The sequence below is a fragment of the Devosia sp. GW821-FHT12F11 genome (genome assembly GCF_058806655.1).
In genome coordinates, this window is record NZ_JBXAPX010000010.1 from 34,964 (window position 1) to 56,461 (window position 21,498).

Sequence of the window (21,498 nt, forward strand, 5' to 3'; positions counted from 1 at the left end):
ACGCAGCCTAGAACGCTTCGGCGAGTTTCAGCTGGCAGGCCTGCGCCAGGTCGGTGTTGGGCTTGTCCGCGCCGAGTGGGGTGGCCCAGCCGGCTTTCTCGACGATGCCCTTGCGCGCATAGGTGGTGGCGCCCTTGAGTTCAGTCAGCACCGTTGCGGCATCGGCCGCGCCCGCGCGATCGACGCAATAGGGCATCAGGGCAGAGGCGACGGCGGCATTGGAGGCTTTCTTCGCCATGTCCTGGGCGCCGCCGCCGGTGACCCAGCCTCCCCAGCTGAAGCCCACGATGGCAAGGGCGATGGCGCCTGCACCCGCGCCCATCAGGCCGGGTTTCAACCAAGTCGGGATCTGCATTTGAAGTGTCCGATCTATGTCAGACGAGCGCGCGGGATGCGCGCAAGTGGACGAGACTAGCACGGGTGCATGGCCCCGTCCGGGCGAATGCATGCAATATGGCGAATATGTGCCGGCTACTGCTGCTCGCTGTCGCGGCGCAGCGCAGCCTCGAGTTCGTCCCGGGTGACCGGCACGGCTTCGACGCCTCCCGCCTCGGTCAGCATCAGTGTCAGGGTCAGCCGGAAGGCCGGCCACGACACATCCAGCGCCTCGCGCTCGGTGATGAGGTCGAAAGTGCCGGGCGGGTGCGGGCGCTCGAGGCTGGGCAGCATGAACGGGTGGCGGAAGGTGATGTGTTCGGTCGAGCTCATGTCATTGCGGCTCCATTGCCCCCAGCAATGCGTCGATGCCGATCGTGGCAAAGTTGGAGAAGGTGTCCGACACCGCATAGGGCAGGATGATCCTTGGCCCGTGGCGGATGGCCCCGCAAGTGTAGACCACGTTGGGCACGTACCCTTCGCGCTGCTGAGGATCAGGGTGCACCAGCGGCTCGCGCGAGCGGGCGATGACTTTCGAGGGGTCACGTTTGTCGAGCAGCGCCGCGCCGATCGCATAGCGGCGGACCGGGCCGACGCCGTGGGTGAACAGCAGCCAGCCCTCGTCGAGCTCGATGGGCGAGCCGCAATTGCCGATCTGCACGAACTCCCAGGGCCATTCGGGCCGAAGGATGGGCTGGCCGCCATCCCAGGTGTTCAGGTCGTCGGAATAGATCAGGTAGAGGTTCTCGTTGTCCTGCCGGCCGATCATGGCGTAGCGGCCATCGAGCTTGCGCGGGAACAGCGCCATGCCCTTGTTGCGGGCGGCGCTGCCGCCCAGCGGGCGCATGCGGAAGGTGACGAAATCGTCGGTCTGAAGCAGTTCCGAGCGGATGGCCCGGCCGTCATAGGCAGTGTAGGTGGCGTAATAGGTGTGGCTGTCGCCATCCTCGAAACGCACGAAGCGGGCATCCTCGATGCCGTTCGATTGCCAGCCGGTGACCGGAAAGATCACTCGCTCGCTGATATCCTCATCCGGTTTGAACGCCAGCTCGACCGGCCCGTCGCCCGGCCAGGGCACGAGCCCGGTGGCGCGCGGCATGGCCGCGAGCCGCGTGGTCGGATCGATGCTGACGCTGCCATCGCGTGCGATGCTGCCGGCGCGAAAGGTCAGCGAGGAGACATGCCCTTCGCCCACGGCGCGCAGGCTCAGGACGAAACGCAGGCCGCCGGGTGGCGCCAGTGACTGGTCGGGATGCACGACGATGCTCGGGTTGAACAGCGCCGAGGCCTCGAAGGAATATTCATGCACGAAGAAGGAGCCGACGAGGCGCCGCTGCGCCACGCTGAACGGCTGATGTGCGACCAGCGCCTCCTCCATCTCGTCGGCCCGCGCCTCGAAGGTGGCGAGGAGGTTGCGGTGCCGCCCCGAGAAATTCTCGAGCACGGTGGCGAGCTGCCGCTCCGTGGTTTCGACATCGAGCCCCAGCACACGGTCCACGATATGGTTGGCCCGCGTCTTGTCGGTCGGTTTCAGATCCTTGGGCTCGGTGGCCGGCCGGAATGGCCGGACGATCACGCGAGCCGGATCAGGGCGCAGGTAAAGGGCCTGCCGGTTTAGGAACGTCGCTGGCGACAAGGCGGCCTCGGAACTGCTGATGGGAAAACCTCTGCGTATCGCGTGGGGCGCCTGACAGCGCCTGCGTGTGGGGTTGAGTGGTGCCGGCACGCTCGAAACGCTGCATGTCGGAAAGGCTGAGCAGGTAGGAAACGACGGACTCGCCGCCGCGGTTCTCGTTGACCCGGTCGGGGTGGAGGCCATCGCGACAAGCCCCGGTTTCGGCATCGATCAGCGCCAGGCCCAGGTCGTTCCGCCCGAGGAACCAGGAAAAGGCCCGCGCCGCCGCCGTCTGCCAGATGGTACTGCCGGTAAGCGACCAGGCCGCAAAGCACGCCGCGATGGTTGCCGCCGCTTCCACCGGCTGCTGGTCGAAGGGCCTTGGCGGCAGCCGGATATCGCCAAAACCTGCGGTGCCCACCGGCCTGAACAGGCCCTCGCGGCTGGTCTGCTGCTGCATCAGCCAACTGAGCGTGCGCAACCCTGCCTCGACATAGCCGGTGAGTCCGGTGGCGCGCCCGGTGAGGATCAGCGCTTCCGAAAGGCGGGCATTGTCGTAGGCGAGCCCTTCCTCGAACCACACCCAGCCCGGTGTTTCGACCTGTCGCAGCAGCTCGACCAGCCGGGAGGCGAGGCGCAGCCGCAGCTGCGCGGCAAAATCGTCGTCAGGCCGCACCCGGCAGTAGCCGTCAAGGCCGAGCAAGGTGAAAGCCCAGGCCCGTGGCGAGGCAAAGCCCTCGACCACCGGCAGGGCAGCGGTGAACAGCTCGGCCGCCCAGCTGCGGCGCGAGGCGCTGATATCGTCCCGCGCGGTGACGCCGAGTGCCCACAGCGTCCGGCCATGGCTATCCTCCGAGCCCTGCTCTTCGAGCCAGCGCCGATCGAAAGACATGAAGTTGCGGAAGCGCCCCGTGTCGCGGTTGAAGGCATGCTGCACGAAGGCGGCGTAGGTCGCCGTCATGGCCTCGGGCAGGCGGGGCGGCTGGTTGAGGTTGAGCGCGCTCGCCAGCAACAGGCCGCGGGCATTGTCGTCGACGCAATAGCCGTGCGTCCGGTCGGGCACCGAATGGATGGCGTGCTGGTAGAGCCCGGTATCGTCGGTCATCACCCTGAGGTGTCCGAGCTCCAGCGACGGCAGGCGAGGCGCATCGTCGGCCGGGGCGACGAGGTGCAGCCGCGCCGACTGGCGGCGGGAATGCGGCGCGCTCAGGCCCTCGAAGCACGTCAGATAGCGATCCGCCACCCGCTCCCAGGTCATCGAGCGGCTGGTCGCATAGGCGCGCCGCCGCATCGCCTGCCGCCGGGGTTCGTCGTTGAGGAGCGCACTGATCTCGGCGCCGATAGCGCCGGCATCGCCGAACGGCACGAGGCTCCCGCGGCCCTTGCCCAGCAGCTCCAGCGCATGCCAGTAGGGCGTCGACACCACGGCCCGGCCGAGCCCGAAACTATAGGCCAGCGTCCCCGAGGTCATCTGCGCCTCGTTGAGGTAGGGCGTGACGTAGACGTCGCACATCGAGATATGGTCGAGCAAAGACGGCCGGTCGACGAACTGGTTGAGGAACACCACGTGCTCGGCGATGCCGAGCCTCGCGGCCCGGGCGGCGAGGCTCTCGCGATAGGCCTCGCCCTGTTCGCGCACCAAGGTCGGATGGGTGGCGCCCAGCACCACGTAGACGGCGTCGGGCCGCGCCGCGAGCACCGCCGGCATGGCGTCGATCATCACCTCGATCCCCTTGTTGGGGGAGAGCAGGCCAAACGTCAGGATCACCGTCTTGTCGGCAAAGCCGAGCCGCGCCTTGGCAGCGTCGGGTTCGACGAAGGCGACATCGGGGATGCCGTGCGGGATCACCTCGATCTGGGTTTCCACCGCGCCATAGCTGCCGAGCAGCAGCTCGCGCCCCTTGTCGGCCATCACCACAACCCGGGCGGAGAGCGCGAGGATCTGCTCGATGACATGGCGCTGCGCCGCGGTCGGCTCGGCGAGCACGGTGTGCAGCGTCGTCACCACCGGTACCGTCAGCCGCTCGAGCAGGGTGAGGATGTAGCCCCCTGCCTCGCCACCGAAAATGCCGAACTCGTGCTGCAGCGACACCACGTCGAAACCGCCGGCATTGATGAAATCGGCGGCCCCGGCATAGTCGGCAAACTCCTCCTGGCGCACCTCGAAGCCGACGTCCGCCGGGTAATCGTAGTGGAGCCCGGCATCGGTCATGGCGATGATCGAAGTCTCGATCGCTGGAGCACGGCCGGCCAGCGCCCCCTGCAGGTCGGTGGTGAAGGTGGCGATGCCGCAGCGGCGCGGCAGCGAATTGCCGATGAAGGCGACGCGGTGGATCGGCCTCATGAGCGGATCCCCCATGGTCGCGCCGGCGCTGCTGCCGGCGTCTTCATCTGGCGCCCCAGCCCCAGTTCGGGAAAGCGCTCCGCCATCACCTCGATGGGGATGCCGTTGCGACCGACCAGGAGGTTCGGCAGCGGCGCGTTGGCCGCGTAGCCCATCAGACCCCGGGCGCCGCGTTCCCCGGTACGGACGGTTGCACGATGTCCTTCGAGGAACATCGCTTCGCCCGCCGCCACCTGGGTGAGATCGAAGGCTGCCTCGCCTTCGAGGATCAGTACCCAGGTTTCGTTGCTCGCATCGATCTCCCAATGCGAGTTGGGCATCAGCTCGATGGTTTCGAGGACGAAATAGGCGCTTTGCGCCACCACGTCGCGCGCCTCCGACAGCCGCATCGGAGCCGGCTGCGCAATGGCGGGACCGGCAACCGCCGCCCCCACCGCGCCATCGAGATGCAGCTCGCGTTGGCGCCCGTGGTCGAACATGCGGAAGGTGGCGTCGCTGCGCTGCTGGATTTCGGCCAGCACCAGCCCGCCGCCGATGGCGTGGATGGTGCCCGCGGGCACCAGCAGCCCCTCGCCCACCGCCACATCCTGCCAGTGCAGCAATTCGACGATCGAGCCATCCTCGATGGCGGCGCGTAGTTGCGGCCGCGTCAGTTCGCGCTTGAGGCCGAGCGCCACCTTGGCGTCCTTGTCAGCCGACAGCACGTACCAGGCCTCGGTCTTGCCGTGCGGCAGGCCGATGGAGCGGGCAAAGCTGTTGTCCGGGTGCACCTGCACCGACAATGGTTCGTCGGTGAACAGGAGCTTCAGCAGCAGCTTGGGCTCGGGCGCCTGCTTGTCGGCACGCTGGAACCACAATTCGCCGACCGCGGTACCATCGTGGCCGAATTCGCTCCACGGGCGCAGATCGGTCTTGCCCCAGGGTTTGCGGACCACCCTGACGGATGCGAGTTCCATGGTCATGGTCGTCTCCTGAGTTCGGTTGCGTCGTCGTGTGGGGTTCTGAACGGAGTCCCCTAGGTCGCCTTCCGGGTGCCAGGCGAGGCTGCGGGGGCCGCCCTGTCGAGCAGCCCGCCTCCCGGCGTGGCCTTGGGGACAAGCTTCAGCTGCTTGGGCTTTTTGGCTTCGCGATTGCCGTGTTTCTGGCCCTTTGCCATAGCGGGCTCCTTCTGCACCGGAGTGCGATTAGGTGGATCGGAGAGGGAAGGTGAAGCTCAGGCGGGCTGCCGGAATGCCAGCTCGGCCCGCTGCCACAGACTCGCAAGGCCGCTGCCGAGCCGCCCTGCCGGTCGCGGCAACGGGGCTCGCGACGCGTTGACGCCGAGGGCCCACCGGCTGGCGAAGAAGCCGCGGTCGGCGAGCGCCGCCGCGATGATGTCGTGCCGGGACGCGAGCAACGCGTCGTCGTCGGAAATGGTGGCGAGATAGCGCCAGGATTTGCCTGTCGGATGCCGCGGCAGCGCCGCGACATGATCGGCCTCAACGATCAGCGATGGACCGGACGCCCGTGCTCCGCCGCGGTTTCCCGTGGCATAAATCTCCAGAAGCACTTGAAAATCCTTAGTCTGCCCGACGCTCACATGAAATCATGGAGCATCAGTCGATAAATCAGCTTGGGCAGCGGAAAGCTCCTCATTCATGCGCCCTTGTCGACGCCATGTCCAACCTATTCCGCAAGGCACTCAAATATCAGCAAATACTTGTCACGACAGGGATTCATCAGCCACAATCTCAAGTACTGGACTTTCTTTATTTTCGCGGAGGTGTCTTGTTTTGAGCGCCATCGGCGGCCATATAGGAGCAACGTTACAGCCATCGTTGGCTCCGATCGTCCGGCTCGCCGGCTGTCTGATCCCCCCTCGTTTGCAACGTTTGTCGCGCATCGCGATGCAGCAGCAGGTGCCCTCGGCCCTCACGCGCGCCGCACCGTACCCGCCGCAATTTTCAGCGTTTCTCGAGGAGGTTTCGCCATGACCACTATGTATTTCGTCCAGGGTTTCAGGGCCAAAGGGCGCAAACTCGATGCCGATCCGCCGCAGCCGGCGCGAACCCCCGAGGCTGCTATCGCCGCCGCCGAGCGCATGGGACCGACCCGCGCCGGCGTCTGGGCCTACTCGGCCAACATCGACCAGGAAACCGACACCTACGACGAACCGCAGCTGCTGTTTCGCACCGGCACCCTGCCGCCGGGGCTGCTGGGAGACTGACCAGGCGTCTTCGACAGAGCGTCTCTAGATAACTGGGTCCCGAGGAGGATGAACGATGAGCGACGAGCAGACCAAGCGCATTCTCGTCCTCGAGGACGACCCGCAAACCGGGGCGCTGATCGAGACCTGCCTCACCGAGGCCGGCTACATCGTCCACCTCGCCGAGGCGGTCCCCGGCGCCCTGCATCTGATCGACGACCTCGCCTTCGATGCGGCGGTGCTCGACTATTGCATCGGGACCAATACCGCGCTGCAGGTCGCCCACTCGCTGCGCGTCCGCCTGATCCCCTTCGTCTTCTGCACCGCCGACGACGACCTGCCGGTGGAATTCGAAGACGTGCCGGTACTGGGCAAGCCATTCGCACCCGAGGACATGCTCGGCGTGGTTCAGAGCGTGTTCGGGCCGCCGCGCCTGATCCGCCGGGCCATCGGCGAATAGCCGCCGTCCTCCCCCTCCAACCATTTCCCGCAACCCAAGGAGGTCACTTTGACCGACGATATGAACGACACCAAACCGCAGCAGCAATACACCGCGGGGTTTCTCGCCAACTCATTCGGCCTGACGCTGAAGCAGGCGCGCGAAATCCTCGATCAGGCCAATGGGCTGCGGGACACCGCCGCCGAGATGGCGCGCGTGCTCCGCTACAAGCAGCCCTGAGTGTTGGCGCGATCGAAACCTGCCGGCATCGGCTGGCTTCCCATCCGATGAGGAGTGCCCGTGCCGGATAAACTGCGCAAAGCCAATGCCCGGGCCGCTGCCACCAGATACGCACCCAAGCCCGATGGCTCCACCCTCACCTATGGGCTGATCGCCGTCTCGCTGCTGGCCCTGGCGCTGGCGCTTTATGGCGGCTTCTACCAGGTCGACATGCTCGCCCAACCGGTCCCGCTGGTCCTCGCAGGCCTCGGCGCCTTCTGTATCGGCGTCGCGTTCCGGCTCCGCCTGCAGCGTCGCCACACCGCAGCTTATGAAGCCGAATACGCCCTGCGGGAACGCGCGGGCGAGGCCGGCGTGGGTGACAGCCCCGAAGCGTGAGAGCTGGCCGCGGCTTTCCGCTGAGGCCGGCAGTCGGTTACTGGGCAGGCACGTCCTCCGCCAACTGCCGGATCGGCAGCAGCAATGTCAGTTTCGTTCCCCCTGGCCCCGACTCCACCGTGAGCCTGGCGCGCATGGCGCTGGCGCGGCGGGTCTGGTTGGCGAGGCCGCGGCCGGCGCGCTGGGCGGCGGTATCGAAACCCTTGCCGTTGTCGGAGACGGAAATGACGATATTGCCGGCGGCGACGCCGGTGCTGACCGTCGCTTCGGTGGCTTCGGCGTGCTTGATGATGTTGGTGAACGCCTCCTGCATCACCCTCAGAATGTGCAGCGCGTAGCGGTGATCGAGCCAGAACACCGGCGGCACGTCGCGCACATTCCAGTGGAGCTTGATGCCGGAGCTCTCGAGCCGCGGCTCAAGCCGGAACCGCAACGTGCCGAGCAGCAGCAGCAGGTCGGTTTCGACCGGCTCCATCGAGTCGATGGTGAGCTTCAGATCGTCGATGCAGCCCTGCAGCAGCTGCTTGAGCTCGGTTTCGTCGAGCCGGCCCCGCTCCACCATGCGCAGCGCGCCGATCAGCGATGAGCCCAGCCCATCATGCATATCCTCGGTCAGCCGCTGACGTTCATGCAGCAGCAGTTCGCGCTGCTCGATCTCGCGCAGCCGCTCGTGGCTGGCAAGCAGCGCCGCCTCACGCGCCGTCAGCCGCTCGGCGAGCACCGTATTGGAGCTTTCGACCGCATCCATCGCCCCCAGATAATGCGCCAAGACGATGTGGAAGAAAGCAAAGACCAGGGCGATCTGCACGAACGGCAGGATGAAATAGCCCTCGATGCTGATGAGGTTGTTCTGCAGCATCAGGTCGTTGATGCCGAGATAGGCGGTGAGCAGCACCCACACCGCGAGCACCAGCCCTTCCATCGACTGCGCGCGCCAGGCCGCGCGGATCGAGGCAATGCCCACGAGGTTAGAGACGACGAAGGCCGCCGCATAGGCAAAGGGCGCGGTGAGGGTCGGGTCGAGCGCTGCCTCGAACAGCGGCAGCGTCGCGAGCCCGAGCACCAGCGTGGCGCCGGCGACAACGGCGGTGATCCACGAGGCGCGGACCTGCAGCAAGGTGATGAGGAACAGGTGCGAGATCGCCACCATCCACATCGTCGAGTTGACCGTCAGCCAGCCGAACCATTGATCGCTGAGCGGCAGGCGCTCGAGCCCCAGATGGTTGTGGAGGCCGCGAATGAAGGTCGCCGCCGACATCAGGAAGAATAACAGGTACAGCCGCTCCTGCCGCCGCCGGAACCAGACCAGGAGCGAGAACACCCCGCTGGCGAGGAACGCCGCGCTGGTGAGGTAGGAGAGCTCGGCCTGGAACAGGTTGCGCACCATGTAGGCCGGCCCGACCTCCTCGAAATTGCCGACCCAGAGGCTCGAAAGCGCCCCGCCGATCCCCCTGAGGTGCTGCAGGCGAATGACGATCGAGCTGATCGGCGGCGCCCCCTCGGTGACATCGAAGGCGATGCGCAGCGGCCGGTTCGAGCCGTTCCATTGCAGGTTCGCATGCGATTGGTACTGCAAGGCGCCGTTGACATAGACGCCGATAGTGCCGTCGGATTTCCAGCGCGGAATATAGAGATAGCCCTTGTCGGCGGGCGACACCGCCTGGGGCAGCGTGGTGCGATACCAGGTGATCTGGGTGTCGGGCTCGCCGCCATTGCCCTGCTGCGACAGCGCCAGCTTCGGCATGGCGGCATTGGGTAGCGCCACCGGCATCCAGGGGCCGGGCATCGCCCCGGGGTCGAGCGTCGCCGGTGGCGGCCGATAGCCGACCGTGCTTTCGAGCGCGAGTTCGGCCTTATCGAGGTGGATGCCGCCGGGCTGGGCGACGAGGTGCAGCAGCACCGCCGCGGCAATGATGATGCCCAGCGCGGCAAGGTAGCGCGCGATGAGCTTAAAGAAGGCCATGGCTGCGCGCCTCGAAGATCGCCTCGGCCTTCGAGCTCACTTCGAGCTTCTGGTAGATCCGGCGGACGAACGTCATCACCGTGTTGCGCGTCACCCCCATCAGCTCGGCGATCTCGTCGTAGCTGAACCCCCTGGTGATCAGCTCGAGCGCCTGCTGCTCTCGCGGCGATAATAGAGGCTGTGCCGGCTCGGTCGCGGGCCGGGGCGGCTCGACCATCATCCGCTGCAGGATCTTGCGGGCGATGCGCGGGCTGATCGGGCTGCCGCCGGAATGGAGCGTGCGGATATCGTCGGTCATCCGGCTCTCGGAACTGTCCTTCAGCAGATAGCCGGCAGCGCCCGCCTCGATCGAGGGGATGACGTGCCGATCGTCGGCGAAGGTGGTCGATACCATGATGCCGCATTCCGGCCAGGCGCTGTGGGCGGCGCGGATCACCTCGATGCCCGAACCATCGGGCAACCCCAGATCGACCACCAGGATATCGGCCGGCGGGCCCTCGAGCAGCCGCATCGCCTGGGCGACGTTCTGCGCCACGCCATGCAGCAGCATATCCTCGGCCGCGTCGACCGCGGCAACGAAGCTTGCCTGGAACGACGCATCATCTTCGACGATCGTCACCTTGAGGGGCATCGACCCTGTCGCCACAGAAATCCCCCTGCCCCGGCCGGTCGGACATCTTGCCCCGGCCTCGAGCGTTTTCAGGAAAGCTGTGCGACTTTTCCTGCTCGAAGACGCGGCAAACCAACAAGCTAGATCGTGAAACGATCTAGCGGCCGAAGCTAGCACGGCGTCCACTACGTGCTTGTCGCTATTTCTAGCGATATGTGAGCTTCCGCATCCGCTCAATAGTGCCCCCTGCCCCGCGCCGGCTTCGAGCCCGCGCGCGTGGGCATTTGGACGGGGGAATATCCATGCACTGCCGCACCGAACGCAACCGCGCGTCGCGCCTCGCTCCGCTGGTCGCCACCCTGTTGACGGCGACGGCGCTGAGCGCGCTCGGCATGGCCCCAGCGCTGGCGCAGACCGCCAACTGGACCGGCGGTGTCTCGTCGGACTGGTTCACCAGCGGCAACTGGACCGGCGCCGACCCGGACAACACGCGCGACGTCGTCGTCAACGGCGCGACCGCTGCGGAAATCGCCGGCGGCGGCGCCGCGGCAGCCGGCAACCTCAGGATCGGCGAAGGCGCCGAGGGCGCCCTGAGCATCACCGAAGGTTCGCTCCAAGCCTACCACACCAACATTGGCATGGATGGCGGCACCGGCAAGCTGTCGGTGGTGGGCCCGAGTTCGAGCTTTGACTCGATGACCACGCTCAGCCTGGGCATGGACGGCAATGGCGAACTCGAAATCCTCGAGGGCGGCACGGTGACCAGCAACCAGGGCCTGATCGGGGATTCCGCGGGCTCGGAGGGGATCGTGACCATTGACGGCGCCGGTTCGAACTGGAGCACCCGGATCCCGAGCGCGGGCATGTTCATCGGCTATGGCGGCAAGGGCACGCTCACCGTCCAGAACGGCGGCTCGGTCAACACCAACACCACCTGGTTGGGCTATTGGCCCGGTTCCGACGGCAAGCTCGTCGTCACCGGCGCGGACTCGAGCTACATCGACGAAGGCGACATGCATGTCGGCCGCGAAGGCAGCGGTACGGTGGAGATCAACGACGGCGCCTATGTCGAGATCTTCAACTCGCTCTATGTCAACCGTGGCACCGTCACCGTGGACGGGGCGGATACCAAGCTCAAGGCCTATGGCGGCGTTGTCGTCACCAGCCCGGGCGAGGACGGTTTCGTGGTCAGCGGCGGCGCCACGGTCGAAAGCAGCACCGGCTACATCGACACTGGTCTCGGCATCGAGGGCACTGCGACCGCGAAAGTCACCGGCGCCGGCTCCAGCTGGATGATGGGCGTCGATGGCCTGACCATCGGTCTCGAAGGCGGCGGCGCGCTGCTGGTGACCGATGGTGGGCGCGTCGAAGCGGGCCAGATCTATCTCGGCATGCGCGAGGGCGCGTCGGGCACGCTGAGCATCTCGGATGGCGGCCAGGTGGTGACCGACTATGTGATGATGGCCGAGGCGGTGGGCTCCACCGCCAGCCTCAGGCTCGAGAGCGGCGGCCAGCTCAGCGCCAAGCAGGTGCAGCGCTACGACGGCGCCGGCACGGTGGCCTTCGATGGCGGCACGCTGAAGCTTACCGCCAACCAGTCATTTCTGTTCTCCGGGTTTCAGACCGGCGATATCACCCTCGAGGATGGCGGCGGTACCATCGACACCGGCACCTACAGTGTTCACATGGACCCGGGCCTCGTCGGCGAGGGCGGTTTCACCAAGAAGGGCACCGGCACGCTCAACCTCTATGGCGCCAGCACCTATGAGGGCCCGACGCTGATCAGCGCCGGGACGCTCCGGGCGCGCGAAATTGGCGTGCTCTCGGCCGCCAGCGCCTATGAGGTTGCCTCGGGCGCGACGCTCAGGATCGACAGTAACAAGACCCAGACCATCGGCAGCCTCGCCGGCGCCGGCACCGTGCAGCTCGGCAACCCGCCGAACGGCAACCTGCCGAACGGCAGCGCGCAGCTGACGCTGGGCGGGAACAATGCCTCGACCACCTTCAGCGGCGTGCTCGCCGGGAAGGGCCAGCTGATCAAGACCGGCACAGGCACGCTGACGCTCAGCGGTATCAACAGCTTTACCGGCACGACCACCGTCAGCGGCGGCGGGCTCAACGTGCTCGGCACGCTCCTTTCGAGCGTCGAAGCGCAGAGCGGCGCCCGGCTTGGCGGCAACGGCACCTATGGCGCGATCAGCGTGGGCGATGGCGCCGTGCTGGCGCCTGGCAATTCGATCGGAGCCGTGACTACGGGCGGGCTCACGCTCAACGCGGGTTCGATCTACGAGGTCGAACTGAGCGATGGCGGCAATACCGCAGGCACCCACAACGACATCACCCATGTCACCGGCACCGCGACCATCGCCGCCGGGGCGCAGATCAAGGTGCTGGCCGGCAACGGTACCGACGATGGCAGCACCTACACGCCGGGCCTCGTTTACACCATCATCGACACCACGGCGCCGGGCAACCTCTCGGTCGCCGAAGCGCCCGAGATCATCGACAACTTTGCCTATCTCAACTTCACCGGCTCCCATGACGGGCAGTATTTCCGCCTCACCTCCAGCATGGAGGCGGTGAGCTTCTGCCTCGAAGCCAGCACCGCCAACCAGTGCGCCGTCGGCGACGCGCTGTTCGCGCTCGGCGCCGGCAATGCCGGGTTCGACCTGTTCCAGGGGTTGAGCGAGGCGGATGCGCCGGCCGCGCTCGACGCCATCTCGGGCGAGGCGCATGCGTCGATGCAGCAAGTGCTGGAGCAGAGCTTTGCCGCGCTCGGCCAGACCGTCAACCGCCGCACCGCAGCGGGACTTTCGGGCGCCGGTGCAGCGGCTGGCCCGATGGGCTACGCCGCGGAGCCCGGCAATATCGGCGTCCGCGCCATCGACGACGCGACGACCAAGGGCACGGCCCGTCCGTGGATCGGCGCGCTCGGCAGCACCGGCCAGTTGCGCGGCGACGGCAACGCCGCCGAGATCGGCTGGGGCACCGGCGGGCTGGCTTTGGGTTACGAGAACGAAGTCGACCTCGGCTGGGGCACCGGCTTTGGCGGCGTGGCGCTCGGCTATCAGCACGGCCAGGGCATCGTCACCGCCCGTAATTCCGAGAGCCAGTCCGACAGCCTGACGGCCGCCGCCTATGGCGGTTGGAGCGACGGCGCTTCGACGCTGCTCGGTTCGCTCTCGGTCGGCGCCGGCCACGTGGCCACCGACCGGACGATTGCGGTCGGCAACAGCACGCAGGTCGCCCATGCCGATTACTGGGCGCAATCGGCTAACCTCGCGCTCGAGGCCTCCTACGCTTTCGAGCTGGGCCATGGCCTCAGCATCGCGCCGCTCGGCACGCTGGCCGTCGGCTGGCTCAGCCATCCCGGCTTCACCGAAACCGGCGCCGGCGCCTTCAACCTCACTGCAGAAGCCAGCGGCAACCTTTCTGCCGCGGCGGGAGTCGGGCTATCGGTAGGCCGGGAGGTGGCGCTGGAAGGCGGTACGCTGTCGCTCGAGGGGCGGGCTTTGTATGAGCAGAGTCTTGCCGGCGCCGACCAGACAGCGGCCTTCAGCTTCGCGGGCGGCACCACCCCCTTCACCATCAGCGGCGCCCTTGAGGATGCCAGCTGGGTGCGGGTTGGCGGTGGGTTGGCGTTCGAGCTGTCCAATGGCCTGGCGGTCGGGGCGAGCTATGACGGGCGGTACTCGGCCAACGGCCAATCGCACCAGGCGAGCGCGTCCCTTGGTGGGAGTTTCTAGGGGGCGCGGTCGGCGCAGGGCACGGAGCCGCCCCCGAGCATCGGTTGTCATGCCGGTGCGGGCCGGGATTCATCTTCAGATCGTTCGGCTTCGACGCGGGATCGCACCAGCTCAGGATGGCCCCCGGCCTGCGTCGGGGTGACACTGTGCGTGTGGGATTACGGTGGGCCGGCTTGGCTAGCCGAGCGCCGAAGTCACTGCCCGCACATGGCATGACAGCGCCCCGATCCGGCGCTACCAATACTGTATTGGGAGGGGGAAATCATGAATCCAGCATATCTGGGCGGCCTCGTCGTCGGCGCGACGATTGGTGCACTGATCGTCGGCGGCCTGCTTGGTTGGGCGATCCACAAGGCGACGCGGCTCGACTATGCCATTGCCGACGGTATCGGCGTCCTGCTGCTGCCGATCGGCGTCGCCCTGGGCAGCGGCGCGAACAGGCAGGAACCGCTGGTCACCTGGCTGGTCTATGGCGCCGCCGCGCTCATTGCCTACTTCATCCTGAGGCTGTTGCGCCGCTGGATGAAGGCGCCTGGTCGTCCCAAGGTGGGGTCGGAGTAGCACGTCGCGCCGCCAAGGCGGGCGGATCGGTCAGCTACCCTCACCCCACCATGTGATCCGCCACGCTGTAGCTGTGGCTGGCCTGGTAGGCGTTGCGGCCGCGGTTCATGTGGGTGAGGTTGAAACGGCGGATGGCGCGGAGCATGTGAGGGCTGGCGAGCATCTTGTGCAGCGAGGCGGCGCCGCGCACCTTGATGCCGAACATGTCGGCGCCATTGGGGAAGAACCAGGCGACATCTTCCGGCACGAGGGCGCCCTGCTCCACCAGGCTCTCGTCGAGCTGCTCCGGCGTCACCGAGCCGTCGCTGGTGAAATCGGAGAGGTGCAGGATGAACCGACCGCGCACGCCCTCGCCATCGGCGTAGAGGGTGAACAGTTCCATCCAGCTCGCATTGACGCGCACCAGCGGCTTGTCGGAGGTCGATGGCAGGCACGACACCGACCACCAGTAGCGCTCGGTGCGGCGCGGCATCGGGATGCAGTGCCGGCTATAGAGCCCTAGAAGCCCGAAAACCTCTGCCGCCTGCGGCCGCGCCAACAACTTCCGGTAGCGCGGCAGATACTTGAACCTGAGCTCCACCGAGTCGGGGCGCTCGTCGGCATCTTCGAGCGCGACCCCGCCGTCGCGCCAGTCGCGCTGCTGCTCGAGGCTGAGCAACTGCCTGAGGCCGGTGGTGTCGCTGGCTTTTCTGGTGGTCCTGCCGGTTGCCATGCTCGCCTCGCTAGATCGACCCCTCTGTCTAGCTAGGAGCTGCTGGAGGAAGGTCAAGCCTTCCTCCCCCATCGACGTGCTCGAGAAGCGAGTGTCCGCGGGCGGCTACGTAGAAACGCTCACCCACATCACAGTATTTTTGCGCAATATTATTTGGAATAACCCGGACATTGCTTCAGCAACACACCCAGACGCGAAGCACTCGAGCGCACCCTTAAGGTGATTTGCGATGGTTGAGAACTGGTTACCAATACAGTGGCGACGCACGCGAAAGCCGTGGGATTCTTCGTGCCGCGGTTGCCGGCCTGGGGGGCGGGCACCAGGACATGGAGGTACATTTTGTCCGGATCGACCGATCTATCCACCACGCTGCAAGCCCGACTCGATTTCATTGGGCTTGATGCCGACGCGTTGGCGCGCATCGCCCAGGTTCAGCCCTATGTCGACAAGCACCTGCCGGTGGCGCTGCGCGGCTTTTACGAAAAGATCGCCTGCGTGCCGGAGGTCAGCCGCTTTTTTGCCGACGACAGCCAGGTCAAGCGCGCCCAGGGCAGCCAGATCGACCACTGGAAGAAGATCGCGGCCGGCCGGTTCGACGAGGATTATGTGCGCGCCACGCAGCGCATCGGCCTCAGGCACGCCAAGATCGGGCTCGAGCCGCGCTGGTATATCGGCGGTTATGGGGTGATCGTCGAGCAACTGGTGAAGGGCGTGGTGCACGATTTCATGGTGGATGCGCTGAAACTCCACCCGACCGGCCTGATGGGCCTCAAGCGCAACGAGTCCGCCCGCGTGCTGGAAGATGCCGACCGGCTGGCGGCGGCGCTGTCGGATATCCTCAAGGCAGTGCTGGTCGATATCGACCATGCCGTGAGCATCTATTTCGAGAAGGTCACCGAGGAGGCCGCCGACCTGGCGCAATCAAACGCCGACAAGGTGATGCAGGCCGTGACGGCCACCGGCAGCGCGCTCAAGAAGCTGAGCGCCGGCGACCTGCGCGAACGCATCACTGCCCAGTTCGATACGGCGCTGCAGCCATTGAAGGACGACACCAACAATGTCGCCGAACGCCTGACCGAGATCGTGTCGCAGTTGCGCGGCACCTCGGGCGCGCTGAAGACCGCGACCGGCGAAATCCTCTCCGGCGCCAACGACCTCGCCGAGCGCACCAGCAAGCAGGCGGCCGTGGTGGCGCAGACCTCGTCGGCGATGGACCAGTTGGCCGAGACCGTGGCCGAGAACGCGCGGCGCGCCGACGCGGCCAACACCAAGACCCGCACCGTGGCGCAGAACGCCGAGGAGGCCGGCTCGGTGATGACGCTGGCCAACGAGGCGATGGAGCGCATTTCGTCATCCTCGGCCAAGATCTCCAACATCATCGGGCTGATCGACGACATCGCCTTCCAGACCAACCTTCTCGCGCTCAACGCCTCGGTCGAAGCAGCGCGGGCCGGCGATGCCGGCAAGGGGTTTGCCGTGGTAGCGGTGGAGGTGCGGCGGCTCGCCCAATCGGCGGCCAACGCCTCGGCCGAGGTGAAGCTGCTGATCGAGCAATCGACTACCGAGGTGTCGGGCGGCTCGAAGCTGGTCTCGGAAGCCGGCGCCAAGCTCGAGCTGATGCTCTCGGGCATCCGCGAGAACAGCTCGCTGATCGAGGGCATCGCCCATGCCACCCAGCAGCAATCGGGCACCATCAGCGAGGTGACCACCGCGGTGCGGCAGATCGACGAGATGACGCAGCACAATGCGGCGCTGGTGGAAGAAACCAACGCGGCGATCGAGCAGACCGAGGGCCAGGCGCAGCAACTCGACCGGATCGTCGATGTGTTCGTCGTTGCCGAGGAGCCGACCGGCTTCGGCGACCTCAGGCAGCACAGACCGCCCCGCCTGGCACGGGCCAGCTGAGCGGCGGGGCTCGGCAAGACGATCGTCAATGCAGGGGATCGGTTGCGGATTGATCCCCGGCATATTGCCGGGCCCGCCTTGCGACGGCCGGGGCGTGATCGTAGCTTCGGACTGGAGCAGCGCTCCAGGTCATCGATCTTGTCGCGCTTTCGAACCGGAAAAGCCTGCAGCTTTTTCCTGAAAGCGCTCCAGAAGTGCGACGGGGCACACATGCCGCGGGTACTTGCGAACAAACTTCAATCGACGATCACGCGGATCCATTCGGCGACGGATTTCGGCGCGCTGATGCTCGCCCTCTCCGATGGGCTGGGCACCTTCGGCATCGACGGCTTCCTGTTGGCGCTGGATTTCAGCAGCGCCGACGAAATGCTGGCGACGCCGTTCAAGCTGCTGCCCGGCTATGTCGAGCGCCTGCGGGAACTGAACCTCGCCGGCGACGACCCGATCGTGCGCCGCATTCTGGGCGGCGACACCGACTTCAGTTTCAACACCCACGAGCTGGCTGAGGGCACGAGCGGCGCGGTCGACCGGCGCTGGAGCGAACTCGTGCTCACCGCCCCGCCGGTGTTCGGCACGGTGCTGCCGCTGCCAGGCGCGCCGGGGCTGAAAAGCGTGGCGATCGTCACCGCCGGGCACCCGCTTGATGAACTGGCGATCGACTGCGCCGGGATCATCGCCCGGGTGGCGCAGATGCGGGCGCAACTGCCGACCCTGTCCGACGGCGGCGGCGACAAGCGGCTGCTGGCCGCCAACCTCACCGGGGTGCAGCTCGAGGTGCTGACCTGGGCGGCCAAGGGCAAATCCAACGCCGACATCGCCATCATCACCGGCCAATCGACGCGTAGCGTCAGCTACCACATGAGCGAAATCCTGCGGAAACTTGGCGTCTCCGGCCGCGGTCAGGCCATCGCGCTGTTGGCGCGAACCGGGCGCTGAGGCGGCGGCCCGCCGCAGGACGCCTACCAGCTATCGGGCCGCAGCTTGCGCATCCGGCGCGCCAGCTTGAGCAGGCGGCGGCCTCAAGGTTCCCTCCTATGCCTGCGGGAACGTGTAACTGCGCCGCGAAAGTTAAACGCCGCTACCGGCACAATTGGTACCGGGAACATACCGGGAATGGCCTGACGTAATACGACTTTCCGGACAGGAACATTCTGAGAACGGCACGCTTAGTTCAGCATAACCGCACCAAGGCCGGCAGAGCCGGGAGTTGAACCCCCGCATCATCAGACTGGGCGACGGAACATAGCGGAGCAGCCCCAAACAACTGCTGACAACCAACATATCGGGGAACGCAATAGTCGTGCATCAAGCATATCGACGCCCTCTTCCGCTAATACTTCGGACCTGGATCGCCGGTGGCCGGATCCGGCGGGACGGCGCTGGGCTTCCTGCCCGAGTTGCTGTAGCAGCAGCGGTTTCGAGAGCTAGGAGGGACATCGCGATGGATGATCTGCTGGTTGCCCAGAAGCAGTTGCAGGCCGAGGCTGATGCGCTGGTAGCAGCCCTCGGTCTCGTCGAGCAGCTCGGCGAGCTCGGCCAACCCACCCGAGTCGGCAGCTCGGCGCTGGGCCTGATGGTCCGCCGCGACATCGACATCACGGTGAGCTGCCCGAAACTCGACGCCGCGACGCTCGCCGCCTTCGCGCAACTGGGCGCCCGGCTGATGCAGCGCACCGACCTCGTGGTCGGCGTGCGCTTCCGCAACGACGCCGGAAGCTGGAACGCCGAGCCGCAGAACTACCCCGATGGGCTCTATCTTGGGCTGACCGTCCGCACCGCCACCGGCGCCAACTGGACGTTTGACATCTGGCTGGTCGACCAGCCCGAACGGCAGCCTGACTTAACGCATCTGCGTACCCTGCTGCCACGGCTGACCGACGCCGACCGGGTGGTGATCCTCACCATCAAGCACGTGCTCGCTGCCGATACGACGGAGCCGAAGCTCCCGAGCGCGCTGGTGTATGAGGCGGTGATGGATCATGGGGTGCGGGACGTGTCGGCGTTTCGGGCGTGGTATGCGGGGCGTGGAAAGTAGACCACCGGCAACTGTCACCACAGCCGAACCCCAGCCTGTGGTGAGCGCAAACCGGGCGGTTGCACCCCCGACGCAATCACCCTAGTTTCAGCATCAGGCAGCGAGCTTTCGCCGCCTCTATGTGGGCTGACTGTGAGGGGACGCTTCGGCGGGTTGCCTCCGGGTCCACGGTGACGGGAGAGCCGATAGGCGTTACCCGTTCACCGCGTGTGGTTTGCTCGTCTCCTTTCACCAGCTTCGCTGCCCGCCGCGCCGGCCGGTGGTCGCTTCTAGGCGGTTAACTACTGGCAGACGGCCCCCTCCCGGCCTCCCCCATAAAGGGGGAGGTGCCCTGCTGGTGGGTTTGGCACGATCGAAGATGGAGCCGCGTTTCTTCACCTCCCCCTTCATGGGGGAGGCCGGGAGGGGGCCGTCTCTATCAGTAGGGCGGCGCGCCCGTAGACTTTGAGGAAATGCCATGCCCCGCGCCGGTAGCAAATCCAGCGCCATTCCGCCTTCTGAGACGGACACAACCTGGCCGCGCAACGCGCCGGATGATCCTGTCCAGACCCCGCTCGATTTCCTGCTCGCCATCATGCGCAACCCCGAAATTCCGCGCAGCGAGCGCGTCGATGCGGCCAACAAGGCGGCGCCGTACCTCCATTCCAAGCATGCCACCGTCGACCATCGTTCATCCGATGGCAGCATGCGGCCGACCATTATCTTCGAGGGGATGCCCAAGAATGCCAAAGGGAGCGACCAGTAGCGCGAAGCGCCCCGAGGCGTTGCGCATAGCGCTCCATCCCAAGCAGTGGGTGGCGTTCGGCTCGGCGGCGACCGAGGTGCTTTATGGCGGGGCGGCGGGCGGTGGCAAATCGCATCTGATGCGGCAGGCGGCGATCAGCTGGTGTGCCGAGATCGCGGGCCTGCAGGTCTATCTGTTTCGCCGCATCCGCGAGGACCTGAGCAAGAACCATATGGAAGGCCCATCGGGCTTTCGCGCGCTGCTCGCCGGCTGGGTGGAATGCGGGTTTGTGGTGATCGTCGAGGACGAGATCCGCTTCTGGAACGGCTCGAAGATCTATCTCTGCCACTGCAAGGACGAAAAGGACCGCTTCAAGTACCAGGGCGCCGAGATCCACGTGCTGTTGATCGACGAGCTGACCCATTTCACCGAGGTGATCTATCGGTTCCTGCGCAATCGCGTGCGGATGACCGGCATTGCGGTGCCCGAGAAATATCGCGGGCGGTTCCCGCGCATTCTCTGCGGCGCCAACCCCGGCGGGGTCGGGCACCAGTTCGTCAAAGTGACCTTTATCGATGCCGCCGCGCCGCTCGCCATCCACCGCACCGAGGCAGCGGAAGGCGGCATGCTGCGCCAGTTCATCCCGGCGCGGCTCGAGGACAACCCGACGCTCACCACCGAAGACCCGGCCTATGAGGCGCGGCTCGAGGGGCTGGGCAGCGCCGCCTTGATCCGCGCTATGCGGCATGGCGACTGGGACATTGTCGATGGCGCCTTCTTCGATTGCTGGCAGACGCGGCTGCATGTCATCGAGCCCTTCGCCATCCCCGAGGACTGGGCGAAATTCCGCTCCGGCGACTGGGGCAGCGCCCGACCGTTCTCGTTCGGCTGGTGGGCGATTGTCGGCGACGACACCCGCCACCCGGTGTCGGGCGTGCTGCTGCCGCGCGGCGCGCTGATCCGCTACCGCGAATGGTATGGGTGCGAACCCGGCAAACCCAACAAGGGGCTGAAGCTCACCGCCGAACAGGTGGGCAAGGGCCTCGCGCAGCGCGAGACCGAAACGGTGGGGCTCGGCGTGCTCGACCCGGCGGCCTTTGCCGAGGATGGCGGGCCCTCGATCGCGAGCCGCATTACGCTCGGCTCAGGCGACAAGCGGATCTTCTTTCGCGGCGCCGACAACAAGCGGGTGTCGCAGCGCGGCGCCATGGGCGGCTGGGACATGCTGCGCCAGCGTCTCGTCGGCACGAGCCTCGATGAAGACGGCAAGCTCGACCCCGAGGGGCGGCCGATGATCTATTGCTTTTCGACCTGCCGCGACTCGATCCGCACCATCCCGATGCTGCAGCACGACCAGGCGCGGCCCGAAGATCTCGACACCGACACCGAAGACCATGCCGCCGACGACTGGCGCTATGCCGCAATGTCGCGCCCCTGGGTGCGGGCGAAGCCGGCGGCAGAAGTGCATCGGCAGAGGTCGGGATATGCGGCAGCGAGCGGTGGCGCCAGGCCGGGCGATTGGCAGAGCTATTGAGGGGTCGGCACCGGAGAAGCCGGTTGGACTCGCACTAACCCACCCACCGGCTGTCATCCCTGCGAAAGCAGGGACCCAACCATCCAACTGCGCTGTGGCGAGTTGGGTCCCTGCTTTCGCAGGGATGACATC

21 protein-coding genes are annotated in these 21,498 nt (G+C 66.4%); 11 read left to right on the forward strand and 10 right to left on the reverse strand.

The window, feature by feature from the left end; translation table 11 throughout:
* Window positions 1-7: 7 nt before the first annotated feature.
* From AC1ROK_RS25200 to AC1ROK_RS25230, 7 genes are all read right to left on the reverse strand, one after another.
* Window positions 8-355, reverse strand: a complete 348-nt coding sequence (locus AC1ROK_RS25200; protein ID WP_492852073.1) for a hypothetical protein — start codon at window positions 353-355, stop codon at window positions 8-10.
* A 116-nt stretch (window positions 356-471) separates the two neighbouring features.
* Complete coding sequence (locus AC1ROK_RS25205) at window positions 472-708, reverse strand: hypothetical protein (protein WP_492852075.1); 237 nt, start codon at window positions 706-708, stop codon at window positions 472-474.
* A 1-nt stretch (window position 709) separates the two neighbouring features.
* Window positions 710-2,011 carry a glycoside hydrolase family 130 protein gene (locus AC1ROK_RS25210; RefSeq protein WP_492852077.1) on the reverse strand — a complete coding sequence of 434 codons (1,302 nt, stop codon included), beginning with the start codon at window positions 2,009-2,011 and terminating at the stop codon, window positions 710-712.
* Window positions 1,962-4,334, reverse strand: a complete 2,373-nt coding sequence (locus AC1ROK_RS25215) for a glycosyltransferase family 4 protein (protein ID WP_492852079.1) — start codon at window positions 4,332-4,334, stop codon at window positions 1,962-1,964. The genes AC1ROK_RS25210 and AC1ROK_RS25215 overlap by 50 nt, the downstream gene beginning before the upstream one ends.
* A complete protein-coding gene (locus tag AC1ROK_RS25220; RefSeq protein WP_492852081.1) occupies window positions 4,331-5,296 on the reverse strand; it encodes a class I mannose-6-phosphate isomerase in 966 nt (321 codons plus the stop codon). The genes AC1ROK_RS25215 and AC1ROK_RS25220 overlap by 4 nt, the downstream gene beginning before the upstream one ends.
* A 53-nt stretch (window positions 5,297-5,349) precedes the next feature.
* Window positions 5,350-5,490 (reverse strand): hypothetical protein, encoded by a 141-nt coding sequence (locus AC1ROK_RS25225; RefSeq protein WP_326867230.1) that lies wholly within the window; start codon window positions 5,488-5,490, stop codon window positions 5,350-5,352.
* A gap of 57 nt (window positions 5,491-5,547) precedes the next feature.
* On the reverse strand, window positions 5,548-5,883 hold the full coding sequence (locus AC1ROK_RS25230; RefSeq protein ID WP_492852084.1) for a hypothetical protein: 336 nt from the start codon (window positions 5,881-5,883) through the stop codon (window positions 5,548-5,550).
* 420 nt (window positions 5,884-6,303) lie between these two features.
* On the opposite strand from AC1ROK_RS25230, the gene AC1ROK_RS25235 reads away from it, so the two are divergent.
* The 4 genes from AC1ROK_RS25235 to AC1ROK_RS25250 are packed head-to-tail and all read left to right on the forward strand — an operon-like array spanning window position 6,304 to window position 7,576.
* Window positions 6,304-6,540, forward strand: a complete 237-nt coding sequence (locus AC1ROK_RS25235; RefSeq protein WP_326867228.1) for a hypothetical protein — start codon at window positions 6,304-6,306, stop codon at window positions 6,538-6,540.
* A 55-nt stretch (window positions 6,541-6,595) separates the two neighbouring features.
* The gene (locus AC1ROK_RS25240; RefSeq protein ID WP_492852086.1) at window positions 6,596-6,979 is read left to right on the forward strand and encodes a response regulator; all 384 of its coding nucleotides are present in this window, start codon (window positions 6,596-6,598) and stop codon (window positions 6,977-6,979) included.
* Window positions 6,980-7,027: 48 nt separating this feature from the next.
* Window positions 7,028-7,198 (forward strand): hypothetical protein, encoded by a 171-nt coding sequence (locus tag AC1ROK_RS25245; protein WP_326867226.1) that lies wholly within the window; start codon window positions 7,028-7,030, stop codon window positions 7,196-7,198.
* 60 nt (window positions 7,199-7,258) lie between these two features.
* A complete protein-coding gene (locus AC1ROK_RS25250) occupies window positions 7,259-7,576 on the forward strand; it encodes a hypothetical protein (RefSeq protein ID WP_492852088.1) in 318 nt (105 codons plus the stop codon).
* Window positions 7,577-7,613: 37 nt separating this feature from the next.
* Here AC1ROK_RS25250 and AC1ROK_RS25255 read toward each other — a convergent pair whose 3' ends face one another.
* Both AC1ROK_RS25255 and AC1ROK_RS25260 read right to left on the reverse strand, forming a co-directional pair.
* A complete protein-coding gene (locus AC1ROK_RS25255; RefSeq protein WP_492852090.1) occupies window positions 7,614-9,539 on the reverse strand; it encodes a sensor histidine kinase in 1,926 nt (641 codons plus the stop codon).
* Complete coding sequence (locus AC1ROK_RS25260) at window positions 9,526-10,170, reverse strand: response regulator (RefSeq protein WP_492852092.1); 645 nt, start codon at window positions 10,168-10,170, stop codon at window positions 9,526-9,528. Before AC1ROK_RS25260 ends, AC1ROK_RS25255 begins: the two co-directional genes overlap by 14 nt.
* A 281-nt stretch (window positions 10,171-10,451) precedes the next feature.
* On the opposite strand from AC1ROK_RS25260, the gene AC1ROK_RS25265 reads away from it, so the two are divergent.
* Complete coding sequence (locus tag AC1ROK_RS25265) at window positions 10,452-13,895, forward strand: autotransporter domain-containing protein (protein ID WP_492852094.1); 3,444 nt, start codon at window positions 10,452-10,454, stop codon at window positions 13,893-13,895.
* 264 nt (window positions 13,896-14,159) lie between these two features.
* Window positions 14,160-14,456: a hypothetical protein gene (locus AC1ROK_RS25270; RefSeq protein ID WP_492852096.1), complete on the forward strand. Its 297-nt coding sequence runs from the start codon at window positions 14,160-14,162 to the stop codon at window positions 14,454-14,456.
* A 40-nt stretch (window positions 14,457-14,496) separates the two neighbouring features.
* Here AC1ROK_RS25270 and AC1ROK_RS25275 read toward each other — a convergent pair whose 3' ends face one another.
* Entirely contained in the window at window positions 14,497-15,168 is a 672-nt protein-coding gene (locus tag AC1ROK_RS25275) for a hypothetical protein (protein ID WP_492852098.1), read from the reverse strand.
* A gap of 339 nt (window positions 15,169-15,507) precedes the next feature.
* On the opposite strand from AC1ROK_RS25275, the gene AC1ROK_RS25280 reads away from it, so the two are divergent.
* The 5 genes from AC1ROK_RS25280 (at window position 15,508) to AC1ROK_RS25300 (ending at window position 21,366) form a co-directional block, all read left to right on the forward strand.
* Window positions 15,508-17,073, forward strand: a complete 1,566-nt coding sequence (locus AC1ROK_RS25280; RefSeq protein WP_492852100.1) for a methyl-accepting chemotaxis protein — start codon at window positions 15,508-15,510, stop codon at window positions 17,071-17,073.
* 210 nt (window positions 17,074-17,283) lie between these two features.
* Complete coding sequence (locus tag AC1ROK_RS25285; RefSeq protein ID WP_492852102.1) at window positions 17,284-18,009, forward strand: helix-turn-helix transcriptional regulator; 726 nt, start codon at window positions 17,284-17,286, stop codon at window positions 18,007-18,009.
* Between the two features lie 505 nt (window positions 18,010-18,514).
* Complete coding sequence (locus AC1ROK_RS25290; RefSeq protein ID WP_492852104.1) at window positions 18,515-19,108, forward strand: hypothetical protein; 594 nt, start codon at window positions 18,515-18,517, stop codon at window positions 19,106-19,108.
* 457 nt (window positions 19,109-19,565) lie between these two features.
* Window positions 19,566-19,853, forward strand: coding sequence for a hypothetical protein (locus AC1ROK_RS25295; protein WP_492852106.1), 288 nt, complete (start codon window positions 19,566-19,568; stop codon window positions 19,851-19,853).
* Window positions 19,831-21,366, forward strand: coding sequence for a terminase large subunit domain-containing protein (locus AC1ROK_RS25300; protein ID WP_492852108.1), 1,536 nt, complete (start codon window positions 19,831-19,833; stop codon window positions 21,364-21,366). Before AC1ROK_RS25295 ends, AC1ROK_RS25300 begins: the two co-directional genes overlap by 23 nt.
* Window positions 21,367-21,498: the final 132 nt, after the last annotated feature.

Excerpts from the sequence above, each read along its gene's own strand:
- AC1ROK_RS25200 (WP_492852073.1), bottom strand. The coding sequence starts at position 355 with ATGCAGATCCCGACTTGGTTGAAACCCGGCCTGATGGGCGCGGGTGCA.
- AC1ROK_RS25235 (WP_326867228.1), top strand. The coding sequence starts at position 6,304 with ATGACCACTATGTATTTCGTCCAGGGTTTCAGGGCCAAAGGGCGCAAA.
- AC1ROK_RS25255 (WP_492852090.1), bottom strand. The coding sequence starts at position 9,539 with ATGGCCTTCTTTAAGCTCATCGCGCGCTACCTTGCCGCGCTGGGCATC.
- AC1ROK_RS25265 (WP_492852094.1), top strand. The coding sequence starts at position 10,452 with ATGCACTGCCGCACCGAACGCAACCGCGCGTCGCGCCTCGCTCCGCTG.
- AC1ROK_RS25215 (WP_492852079.1), bottom strand. The coding sequence starts at position 4,334 with ATGAGGCCGATCCACCGCGTCGCCTTCATCGGCAATTCGCTGCCGCGC.
- AC1ROK_RS25295 (WP_492852106.1), top strand. The coding sequence starts at position 19,566 with ATGCCCCGCGCCGGTAGCAAATCCAGCGCCATTCCGCCTTCTGAGACG.
- AC1ROK_RS25290 (WP_492852104.1), top strand. The coding sequence starts at position 18,515 with ATGGATGATCTGCTGGTTGCCCAGAAGCAGTTGCAGGCCGAGGCTGAT.
- AC1ROK_RS25220 (WP_492852081.1), bottom strand. The coding sequence starts at position 5,296 with ATGACCATGGAACTCGCATCCGTCAGGGTGGTCCGCAAACCCTGGGGC.
- AC1ROK_RS25260 (WP_492852092.1), bottom strand. The coding sequence starts at position 10,170 with ATGCCCCTCAAGGTGACGATCGTCGAAGATGATGCGTCGTTCCAGGCA.
- AC1ROK_RS25285 (WP_492852102.1), top strand. The coding sequence starts at position 17,284 with ATGCCGCGGGTACTTGCGAACAAACTTCAATCGACGATCACGCGGATC.
- AC1ROK_RS25300 (WP_492852108.1), top strand. The coding sequence starts at position 19,831 with ATGCCAAAGGGAGCGACCAGTAGCGCGAAGCGCCCCGAGGCGTTGCGC.
- AC1ROK_RS25275 (WP_492852098.1), bottom strand. The coding sequence starts at position 15,168 with ATGGCAACCGGCAGGACCACCAGAAAAGCCAGCGACACCACCGGCCTC.
- AC1ROK_RS25225 (WP_326867230.1), bottom strand. The coding sequence starts at position 5,490 with ATGGCAAAGGGCCAGAAACACGGCAATCGCGAAGCCAAAAAGCCCAAG.
- AC1ROK_RS25240 (WP_492852086.1), top strand. The coding sequence starts at position 6,596 with ATGAGCGACGAGCAGACCAAGCGCATTCTCGTCCTCGAGGACGACCCG.
- AC1ROK_RS25205 (WP_492852075.1), bottom strand. The coding sequence starts at position 708 with ATGAGCTCGACCGAACACATCACCTTCCGCCACCCGTTCATGCTGCCC.
- AC1ROK_RS25270 (WP_492852096.1), top strand. The coding sequence starts at position 14,160 with ATGAATCCAGCATATCTGGGCGGCCTCGTCGTCGGCGCGACGATTGGT.